The 9943-nt window shown below is 69.2% G+C and carries 9 protein-coding genes, 1 tRNA gene and 2 pseudogenes; 7 read left to right on the forward strand and 5 right to left on the reverse strand.

The window, feature by feature from the left end:
- Positions 1-16: 16 nt before the first annotated feature.
- Positions 17-1030, reverse strand: coding sequence for a selenide, water dikinase SelD (gene selD, locus ACFQ36_RS06695; RefSeq protein WP_377011879.1), 1014 nt, complete (start codon positions 1028-1030; stop codon positions 17-19).
- A gap of 460 nt (positions 1031-1490) precedes the next feature.
- Here selD and ACFQ36_RS06700 point away from each other — a divergent pair, with 460 nt between their 5' ends.
- From ACFQ36_RS06700 to ACFQ36_RS06725, 6 genes and pseudogenes are all read left to right on the forward strand, one after another.
- Positions 1491-1850, forward strand: a complete 360-nt coding sequence (locus ACFQ36_RS06700) for a hypothetical protein (RefSeq protein WP_377011881.1) — start codon at positions 1491-1493, stop codon at positions 1848-1850.
- A gap of 3 nt (positions 1851-1853) precedes the next feature.
- Complete coding sequence (locus tag ACFQ36_RS06705) at positions 1854-2546, forward strand: hypothetical protein (RefSeq protein WP_377011883.1); 693 nt, start codon at positions 1854-1856, stop codon at positions 2544-2546.
- Complete coding sequence (locus tag ACFQ36_RS06710) at positions 2507-3163, forward strand: zinc ribbon domain-containing protein (RefSeq protein ID WP_377011885.1); 657 nt, start codon at positions 2507-2509, stop codon at positions 3161-3163. Before ACFQ36_RS06705 ends, ACFQ36_RS06710 begins: the two co-directional genes overlap by 40 nt.
- A tRNA-Sec gene (locus ACFQ36_RS06715) sits at positions 3117-3211 on the forward strand. Before ACFQ36_RS06710 ends, ACFQ36_RS06715 begins: the two co-directional genes overlap by 47 nt.
- A gap of 37 nt (positions 3212-3248) precedes the next feature.
- Positions 3249-4271 (forward strand): annotated as a pseudogene (gene selA, locus ACFQ36_RS06720) (L-seryl-tRNA(Sec) selenium transferase); the annotation flags it as partial.
- Between the two features lie 48 nt (positions 4272-4319).
- A pseudogene (locus tag ACFQ36_RS06725) lies at positions 4320-4916 on the forward strand (amidase family protein); the annotation flags it as partial.
- On the opposite strand, the gene ACFQ36_RS06730 reads toward ACFQ36_RS06725, so the two are convergent.
- Positions 4913-5380: a DUF4190 domain-containing protein gene (locus ACFQ36_RS06730; RefSeq protein ID WP_377011887.1), complete on the reverse strand. Its 468-nt coding sequence runs from the start codon at positions 5378-5380 to the stop codon at positions 4913-4915. The pseudogene ACFQ36_RS06725 and the gene ACFQ36_RS06730 overlap by 4 nt on opposite strands.
- Positions 5381-5566: 186 nt before the next feature.
- On the opposite strand from ACFQ36_RS06730, the gene pgm reads away from it, so the two are divergent.
- Complete coding sequence (gene pgm, locus ACFQ36_RS06735) at positions 5567-7201, forward strand: phosphoglucomutase (alpha-D-glucose-1,6-bisphosphate-dependent) (protein WP_377011889.1); 1635 nt, start codon at positions 5567-5569, stop codon at positions 7199-7201.
- Positions 7202-7328: 127 nt separating this feature from the next.
- Here the strand turns inward: pgm and ACFQ36_RS06740 are convergent, their stop codons facing one another.
- From ACFQ36_RS06740 to ACFQ36_RS06750, 3 genes are all read right to left on the reverse strand, one after another.
- Positions 7329-7799, reverse strand: a complete 471-nt coding sequence (locus ACFQ36_RS06740; protein WP_377011891.1) for a PGPGW domain-containing protein — start codon at positions 7797-7799, stop codon at positions 7329-7331.
- Positions 7800-7885: 86 nt separating this feature from the next.
- Positions 7886-8830, reverse strand: coding sequence for an NAD(P)/FAD-dependent oxidoreductase (locus ACFQ36_RS06745; RefSeq protein WP_377011893.1), 945 nt, complete (start codon positions 8828-8830; stop codon positions 7886-7888).
- 164 nt (positions 8831-8994) lie between these two features.
- The gene (locus tag ACFQ36_RS06750) at positions 8995-9543 is read right to left on the reverse strand and encodes a hypothetical protein (protein ID WP_377011895.1); all 549 of its coding nucleotides are present in this window, start codon (positions 9541-9543) and stop codon (positions 8995-8997) included.
- Between the last annotated feature and the right edge of the window lie 400 nt (positions 9544-9943).

The following is a 9943-nucleotide window of genomic DNA, read 5'->3' on the forward strand; positions in this document are numbered from 1 at the left end:
CCGACGGTCCGCAGCCTTAGCGGACTTCGATTCCGGGGCCCTCGGTCGTGTGTCCGACGACGGGGTGCCCGGACAGTTCGCCCACCACAAGCAGGCCGCCGGAGGTCTGGGCGTCGGCGAGCATCAGCAGGTCCTCCTCGGAGACCCCCGGTCCCGGCCGCAGATGGGGACGGACCCACTCCAGGTTGCGCCGCGTTCCGCCGGAGATGAAGCCGTCCCGCAGCGCTTCCCGGGCGCCGGAGACCAGCGGCACCGCGGCGCGGTCGATGACCGCACCCACGCCGGAGGCCCGGCACATCTTGTAGAGATGGCCCAGCAGGCCGAAACCGGTGACATCCGTCGCGGCCCGGAGACCGCGCTGCACGGCTGCCTCGGCGGCCTCCCGGTTCAACTGCACCATCGTTGCGATGGCCTCGGCGAATACCTCGCCGGTTTGCTTGTGCCGGTTGTTCAACAAGCCCAGGCCGATCGGCTTGGTCAGCGTGAGCGGCAGCCCGGGCCGGGCAGCATCGTTGCGAAGCAGCTTGCCGGGGTCGGCGACGCCGGTCACCGCCATGCCGTATTTGGGTTCCGGGTCATCGATTGAGTGCCCTCCCGTCACCGGGCAGCCGGCTTCGGAGGCAACCGCCAGCCCGCCGCGCAGAACCTCGGTCAGCAACTCCATCGGCAGCACGTCCCGCGGCCAGCCGACAAGGTTGATGGCGCTGACGGGACGCCCGCCCATGGCATAGATGTCGGAAATGGCGTTCGCGGCCGCGATCCGGCCCCAGTCGTAGGCGTCGTCGACCACCGGAGTGAAGAAATCCGCCGTCGAGAGGACCGCGAGGTCGTCGCCGACCAGCACAGCGGAGGCATCATCGCCGCCGTCGAGCCCCACCAGGACGCCGGGGTGGGTCTGTCCGACCAGGCCGCGGACGACGTCCTCGAGCTCCCCGGGGGGAATCTTGCAGGCGCACCCTCCGCCATGCGCATAGCCGGTGAGCCGGACCGTTCCGGACTGTTCCTGGTCTAGGGCCGTGATCCCTTCCATGGCCCTTAGTCTAGGAGAGTCGGGCAGTGTTTGGACTAATTCTTCGATATATGGAGAACCGTGGAAAAGCCTGGGTCGGATTCGCATGGTCACTGCATGAAGCTGTCCGGGTGCGTGCCGGCCCAGCCACACATCCAGGTTTCCGCAGTTCCGGCAGGTATGGCCCGCAGCCTTGGTGCCGTGCCGGGTCCAGTCCCGCCTGCTTTCCGGCCGCCGCCATCGTCGCGGGCGGGCCGCCGCAGGCCTTTTGGGCGGGGACCTTAGTTCGTGCGGCCCTGTTTTGTCGGTGCCGGAGCATAGCGTGGGGCCATGGAAGAGGTGTGGCCGCCGGAGCTGTCGGGGTATGTCCCCGGCAATGTTTTCCCGTTCGCGCCCCGGCGGTGCGGCCGGTGCGGGGCGAGGGACCTGCCCGGCGCCTGCTGCGCGACCCCGGGCACGAGAACGAACAGGGCGCCGGGTCATGACCGGCGCGGCAGCGTCCGTGGCCGGGATGAGGGTGCGCGCGTACCCGCTGGCGCACTCCGGCAATCGTGGCAAGCTCGAAAAGGTACGGGCGCTGCTGGGCCCGTGGCGGGAGGCGCTCTGCGGGATGCAGGCCCAGCTGCACCGGGCATTCCTGAACGGCGCGGTGCTCGAAAAACGCATGGGCACCAAGGCCGGTGACCTGGACTTCGGGACGGTGCTCTCGGCCCGGCAGGTCAAGTCCGGGTACAACCAGGCGTACGCGGCGCTGGGCTCGTGGCAGGAACTGCTCAAGTCCGGGACCCGGGAGCTCATCGCCGGCTCGTCCCTGGATCCGGACGTGAAGACGGTCCTGTAGCGGGTGAACGCGAGGCGGGCATGGTACGCCAAGGAGCTCTCCCTGCCGGTGCTCGTGCACAAGGAGACCGGGGATGTCGATTACGGCGGCGGGAAACCCTCCCGGCAGTGGGCCGGGGAGGACTGCCCGGTCCCGGCAGAACACCTGAGGCTGCTGCGGCACATGGCCAAGCGACTCTCCCGCACGAAGGTGCGCCGCCCGGACCTGTCCGAGGTGAACACCATGCTTATGGACGGGGCCGTCGCGCAGGTCGAGGCGGCGGACGCGCGTTCCCGGTTCGATTACTGGGTCCGGATCAGCACCCTGGATAAGCGCAGGCCGGTGCGCATCCCGCTCACCGCGAACCGGCGCTTCAACGAGGCGCCCGGCGAACTTTCAAACTTCGTGCAGGTGAGCGTCACACCGGACAGGTCCGTCCGGTTCGTGCTCGTGAAGAAGTCCCCGGTGGCCGGACCGCGCCCGCAGGACGGGCAGTGGCTCGGGCTGGATTTCGGGATGGTGGCCCTGTTCGCCACCGGCGACGGGCGCCTGCTCGGGCAGGCGGTGCTGCCGTACCTGTCCGAACTGGACCGGCAGGCCGTCGAACTCGCCCGGCGCTCCAGCGGCAGGGCATCCCGCGGAAGACGAACAAGCGTTACCAAAAGCTCCCGCACCGGATGCGCGCCTACATCGCCAACGAGGTCAACCGCCTCCTGAACCGGCTCTCCCGCCAGGACATCGCCGGGCTCGTGGTGGAGAAGCTGGACTTCCGCGGCGGCGGGCTGGGCAAAAGGCCCAACCGCCTGATCACCCGGTTCGGCCGGGCGGCTGTGAGAAGGAAGCTCACGGCGCTGCGCGAGGACACCGGCCTCGGGGTGTCCGAGGTGAACCCGGCCTATTCCTCGCAGGAGTGCTCCGGCTGCCACTTCATGCACCGGCTGAACCGGGCTTCCCGGGACAAATTCGTGTGCCGCTTCTGCGGCAAGAGACTCGACGCGGACATCAACGGTGCCCGGGTCCTTGTTCCACGACGTTCGTGGAATGCGCCAGGATCCGCCGGGGCCGGGTCGGTGCGTGGTTCGCTCCGTGAGCGGCTGGACGGTGAGTTCGCGGCCCGCTGGGGCTGCGCACCGCCCGCTCCTCGCGCGGGGGGGGGGGGGCACCGGGTGGTCCGCGCCTGCTGCCCGACGCCGCTCCACAGTGCGGCTCCCACGGCTTGTCGAGCGTGCAAATGCCGGGTTTGTCAGGAACGGCCTTCCACAAACCAGAAACTGTTAGCATCCTGTTGGAGGCGTCTGGGTCCTGGTGGGCTCCCCGGTCTTCAAAACCGGTGAGACCGAGTAGCTCGGTCTGGCGGGTTCGATTCCCGTCCGCCTCCGCCAACTGCCGCAGCTGAAGGCGACCCCCGGAAGGAGGGCCGTGGGCAAAAACGATCCGCGTAGGCTTATTCCGCGCACCGACCGGCTGCTCGCGCACCCGGAGCTTCGGCGCGCCCGGGGACGCCTCGGCGATGATGTGATCCGTTCCATCGTTCAGGAGATCCAGGACCAGGCGCGTTCCGGCCAGCTTGCCCCCGAGGACGTCGAACCGGAGATCCTGGCCGCAGTATCATCCCGCGCGGCCACCTCATTGCGACCGGTATTCAACGCCACCGGCGTCATCGTGCACACGAACCTGGGACGCGCCCCGCTGTCGGCGTCCGCCCGGGAGGCTTTGCTCACGGCGGCCGGTTACGTCGACGTCGAAATGGACCTGCCGTCCGGGACGCGCTCCCGGCGCGGGGCCGGCGCGCGCCAGGCACTGCTGCGAGCCTGTCCCTCTGCCGAGGATGCGCTAACAGTGAACAACGGGGCGGCAGCCCTGCTGCTGGCCACCACCGTCCTGGCCGGCACCGGGGAGGTGGTCGTCAGCCGAGGGGAGCTCGTCGAAATCGGCGCGGGCTTCAGGCTTCCCGAACTGATCGAATCGACCGGTGCCCGTTTGCGGGAAGTGGGCACCACCAACCGGACGCACCTGCGCGATTACGAGTCCGCCATGGGGGAGCAGACCGGCTGCCTGCTCAAGGTCCACCCGAGCAATTTCCGGGTCAGCGGCTTCACCTCCGGCGTCGGCGTCAGCGAACTCCGGTCCCTGGCCGATGAACACCATGTCCCCTTGGTGGTCGATCTCGGCAGCGGTCTGCTCGCCCCGGACCCCGTGCTGCCTGAGGAGCCCGATATCGCAAGTGCGCTGGTATCCGGTGCCGACGTCGTCATCGCCAGCGGTGACAAACTCCTGGGCGGCCCGCAGGCGGGGCTCCTGCTGGGCCGCGCCGAAGTCATTGCCAGGCTGGCGCGCCATCCGCTGGCTCGGGCGTTGCGGGCGGACAAACTGGCGCTGGCCGCGCTGGAAGCGACCGTCTCCGGGGAGGCGCCGCCGGTGGCCGCCGCCCTGCACGCCGAGGGCCGGTTCCGGATTGGCCTCAGCACGCTCTCGCCGTTCGCCGCCGCCTACCCGGTGGGGCTGGAGCCCGAGGCGCAGGCCGCCCTGGACGAGGGTGTCCGGCTGCTGGTGGGGCTGGGGCACGACGTCGTTGAAACCGCTTTCCGCTACGACAACCGTTACCCGCAGGCCTTCGGCACCACCTGGACCTCATCGCTGGCGAACCTGAGGATTCCGGCCAGCCGGGAGGCACAGCTGATGCCGCTCACGCGCGCTTTCCGCCGGCGCGCCCTGCAACGGTCCGCCGGCGAGGTGGCCGAAGCACTCGCCGTCCTGGCCAGGTTCGCCGAGGACACCCGGGCCCAGTACGCCGGTTACGACATGGTGCTGACCCCGGCGCTGGCGCAGACGCCCCGGCCGCTGGGCTGGTACACCGGGATGGACCCGGAGGTGGACTACATGCGCCAGTGCCAGTACTCGCCCTACAGCTCCATGGTCAATGTCTGCGGGCTGCCCGCCGTGGCGGTGCCGGTGCACACCACCGCGGCGGGGCTGTCGATGGGCATCCAGCTGATCGGGCCGCCCGGGTCCGAGGCACAGCTGCTGGCGGTCGCGGCACAGCTGGAAAGCGTGCGCCGGTCAGCCGGCGCTTTCCCGGGAGGCTAGGATCCGAACACAGCCCCGAGCGAGATGAAGAACAGCATCACGGCCCAGATTCCGGCCACCACGTACCCCATGATCAGGCCCGTCAGCGCCAGGGGCTTGCCCGCCGGCTCGCGGCGCAGGGCCAGGTGCCCGAAGACAATGGCCAGGACCTGCGGGATAAAGAACAACCCGATGGTCACCACGGAGACGATGCCGCAGACCAGCGCGGCGATGCTCAGGCCCTTCTTCGCCTGCTGGCCGTAGCCGTAGAACGGCTGCTGGTAGCCGGGCACCCCCTGCGGGCCGTAGCCGGGACCCGGCGGGATGACCGGGTTCGACGGCGGCGCCGGCTGCGCCGGCTGCTCCGGCTTCTTCGCGTATGGATCCGTATACCACCCCGGATTGGTCGGGTCGTTGAATGGCGGAGTGTTCCCCTGCCCGCTGCCTGCCATCTGCTGCTCCCCCTCGGTGATAAAGGCCGACATCTCCCTGCCACCAGTCTAGGCCGTGGCAGGGACGGGAAGCCGGACGGGCGGCCTTTCCGGGTTCATGGCGGCCGGCTTCGCAACAATCGGCGGCGGGACGGCAGCAGCTGCCGGACCGCCGTCGTAATCTGCCAACATGCGGTAACCATCCTGCCGCGGCGGCGGCAACTTTGGCATGCTGGACCCATGGCAAACCGTGCGGGCACCCTGGCCCTTCCCAGCGATCTTGTTAACCTGACGGCCCTGCGGGACGCGTACTTCGACGTCAAGCCGGACCTGTCCGACCCGGCCCAGCGGGTGGCCTTCGGAACGTCCGGGCACCGCGGGACCAGCCTGAACGGCTCGTTCAACGAGAACCACATTGCCGCGATCACCCAAGCCATCGTGGAGTACCGTGCCGGCCAGGGCATCACCGGGCCGCTCTTGGTCGGCAAGGACACCCATGCCCTCTCCGACCCGGCGCAGGACACCGCGCTGGAGGTGCTTGCGGCCAACGGCGTGACCGTCTGGGTCGATGCCCGCACCGGCTGGACCCCGACGCCCGCCGTCAGCCACGCGATCCTCAAGCACAACGCCGAGCACCCGGACGCCCAGGGCGACGGCATCGTCATCACCCCGTCCCACAACCCGCCCTCGGACGGCGGGTTCAAGTACAACCCCCCGCACGGCGGGCCGGCCGATTCGGATGCAACCGGCTGGATCGCCAACCGCGCCAACGAACTGCTCGAGGGCGGCCTCCGGGAGGTCAAGCGGATTCCGCTCGGCCAGGCCCAGCTGTCCGGGGCGATCGGTTCCTACGATTTCCTGAACAACTACGTGGCCGACCTGCCGCAGGTCCTGGACCTGGACGCCATCCGCGAGGCGAATGTGCGCATCGGGGCGGACCCGATGGGCGGGGCCTCGGTGGACTACTGGGGCGCCATCGGAGAGCGGTACAACCTGAACCTGACGGTGGTCAATTCCACCGTGGACCCCCAGTGGGCCTTCATGACGGTGGACTGGGACGAGAAGATCCGGATGGACTGCTCCTCCCCCTACGCCATGGCCTCGCTGATCGGCCGCTCCGCCGAATTCGAGATCGCCACCGGCAATGACGCCGATGCGGACCGGCACGGGATAGTCACCCCGGACGCCGGGCTGATGAACCCGAACCATTACCTGGCGGTGGCCATCCAATACCTGTACACCCACCGCCCGCTGTGGCCGGCCGACGCCTCCGTGGGCAAGACGCTGGTGTCCTCCTCGATCATCGACCGCGTCGCCGCGGACCTGGGCCGGAAGCTGGTGGAGGTCCCGGTGGGCTTCAAGTGGTTCGTTCCGGGCCTGCTCTCCGGCGCGGGCGTCTTCGGCGGCGAGGAATCCGCGGGCGCGTCCTTCGTCTGTTTCAACGGCAAGCCCTGGTCCACGGACAAGGATGGCATCCTGCTGGCACTGCTGGCCTCGGAAATCAAGGCCGTCACCGAAAAGTCGCCTTCGGAGCTCTACGCCGAGCTGACCACGAAGTTCGGGGCACCGGTGTATGCCCGGATCGACGCCCCGGCGACCCGGGAGCAGAAGGCCGCCCTGGCCAAGCTCTCCGCCGCGGACGTTACCGCCACCGAGCTGGCCGGCGAGCCGATCACGGCCAAGCTGACGGAGGCCCCGGGCAACGGCGCGCCGATCGGAGGCCTGAAGGTGGTCACCGAGAACGCGTGGTTCGCCGCCCGCCCGTCCGGCACCGAGGATGTATACAAGATCTACGCCGAGTCCTTCAAGGGCGAGGAGCACCTGAAGCAGGTCCAGGCCGAGGCCAAGGCGCTGGTGGACGCGGTGATCAGCTAGCGCAAGGGAGCCGCCGCGGAAACCGGCACTGAGTGGAAGCTGGTACCGAAGGGCCCGTTGCGTCCGCCGGGTTGCACGGGAAACACCGCCCGCGGTGCCGGCGGCACCTTCGGTGGCTGCGGTACGCCTAGGTTCCCGGTCGGCGGTGCGCACCGGTTCGTGGCCGGCGGAATTTGCGGAAGCTGTAAACAATAAGGGCCAGTGCGGTCAGTCCGGAGACAATCAGGGCCGCCCCGGTGCCCCACCCGCCGGGAAGCCACCAGTGGTCGCCGAGAGCCCACCATTCGGGCGCCGGCGGCCGGATACCCCACAGGATTCCTGCGCTGACAACCGCAAGTCCGCTCAAAGTGCCGGCAATGATACGAGGCCAGGTCCGCACCTCCTTCGCCGCGCTCCTGAACGCCAGCGTCCTGATCGAGGCCAGCAGCCGTTTGGCCCATGCATACTGCAGGGACAGAACCACCAGGCCGGCCGCGAGCGCGAGCAGGCCAGGTCCGGGCAGAACGAGCGCGGCGAGTCCGACCACGATGAGTACCCAACCGAGCACTTCGATGCCTATTCGGCGCAGCCAGGGCGGGACGGCGCCGGTCCCCGTCATGGGCGATCCTCGCACGGCCATTTCACTGGTTCCAGCGAAGGCCGCCACAGGCTTGCCGGGGCCCACAGGCTGCCTGGATGTTCAAATCACTGCTCCGTGTGATGGAGGACAGGCTGCCCCATGGCCGCTTCCACATCTTCCCGGACCAGTTCGGCGTTGACCGAGACCGCTACGCGGTACGCGTCCCCGGCCGCGCTGACCAACTGAGCGGCCGGGTCCGTGGCGTTGCCCGCGGCCCAGACGCGCTCGACGCTGGTTCGCCCCAGGTCATCCGTGGTGAGACAGCCGTCCTCCGCATAGGAGCAGTCCAAGGCCGCCGCAACACCACGGTCGACGGCGGACCCGGGCTCGATGAACAGGGCGTCACAGGGCACAACCCCGGCGCCGTCGACTTCCAGGCCGGTCAGGCCGTCCCCGTTGCTGACCAGCCGGCGCACCTGTCCGGACACCGTTTGTACGCCCCGGGCGGCCAAATGGGCCGCGTCCGAAGCGGCCGGATCGCCGGAAGTATGCGGGAAGAACGTGACCCTGTCGGACCACTGGCGGACCAAGAGCGCCTGCTGCACCGAAGATTCCGAGGTCCCCAGCACGCCGAGCCTTCGGTCCCGCACCTCCCAGCCGTGGCAATACGGGCACTGGAGGAGGTCCCTCCCCCAGCAGTCGGACGCCCCCTCCAGGTCCGGAAGTACATCCTGCAGCCCGCCTGCAAGGATCACATGGCGGGAATGAAGGCTGTTGCCGTCGGAGAGTTCCAGCCGAAGGCCGGTTGCCACCTTGGCCACGGTCCCCGCAATGAGCTCCACGCCGTAGCGGTACACCTCCTCGCGGGCTGCCTTGAGCAGTTCCGCCGGACTGGCGCCGTCCCGGGTCGGAAAGCCGTGGACATGCCCCGCAACACGGTTGCGGGGCTGCCCGGCATCCACTACGGCCACTTTGCGGCGGGCCCGCCCGAGCACCAAGGCGGCACTGAGGCCTGCGATTCCACCGCCGACAATGACGACGTCGTACTTCTGGACGGTCTGTGAAGGCATGACCCTGTTTTATCTCATCCGGAAGGAATAGTCAGCATGCTTATGGTTCAATGCGGGCACCGTCGGGGTGGAAGGACTCCCGGGGCGGCATCAATTTCGCCGACGGGACCCTCGCGGAGGCACCGAGCGCCCCCCCCCCGCGAGGTCCAGGGGTCTGCGCCGCGCTAGGCGAGGGCTGTGGCCAGCGGCCGGGGCGCGGCGCCGAGGACTTCCTCCCACCGGCGCCCGAACCCCCAGGTGTGTCCGGCCCTGGCCACGGCCAGCGCCACCATCACCGCGGCATAGATGACGTGCTCGTCAAGCACCGGGTTGGTCTTGATGGGCAGGGCCGTCAGCCACATCAGGACCATCAGGCATACGCCTCCGACGGCGGCGGCACGGAGCGCAATCCCGAGCACCAGGGCGGCGCCGACCAGGAGCAGGCCGAGCATGAAGGCCCAGTCGACGGCCGGATTGCCGGCCAGGGCAGAGAAGGGGCCGGCGAACCAGCCCTCGAGGCTTCCGAGGTAGCCCGCCGTCGGGGATCCGCCCGCGATCCAGCTCCTGGCCGCGGGCGTGGCGTAGCCCAGGCCCAGGGCCTTGTCGGCGAATGCCCAGAGGAGCACGGCCCCGAGGAGGATGCGCACCACGGCCACCGCCCGTGGTGCCGCGGCCGGGCCCGCTGGAATCGCCGCAGTTCGAACAGCGGCCGTGATCGTCGATGGTGCGGACATGGTTCTCCTCCTGGAGTCGGGGGCGGATGCCGCTGCCCGGGGCAGCGTGCAGTCCACGCGCTGTTTCGCTCCTGCGGCATTGGCCGGCGGTCGCCGGTCTCGGCACTTCCTGCCCCGGACAGCGCCAATAGGTGACGAAACCTTTGCGTATTGGTCGTGTGCCACTGTAGCTTATGAATTTAGGAGAGGCTAACCAAAGTAGATGGGCGCGAATTGGCACCGATTTGCAGGAGGCGGGCAAGGTCTGCTGATGCCGGACCGTGAAGAATGCCGGTCGGCGCAAACCCCAGGGGATGGGCGGGCACAAGCAGATCAGCCGGCTCGTCCTGCAGAGTACGGCCCCGGCCGGCCTTGGGGGAGCCGGCCGGGGCCGCAGCATCCGCCGGCAGGCTCGATTGGG

The organism is Arthrobacter sp. GCM10027362 (assembly GCF_042679445.1).
GTDB lineage: Bacteria > Actinomycetota > Actinomycetes > Actinomycetales > Micrococcaceae > Crystallibacter.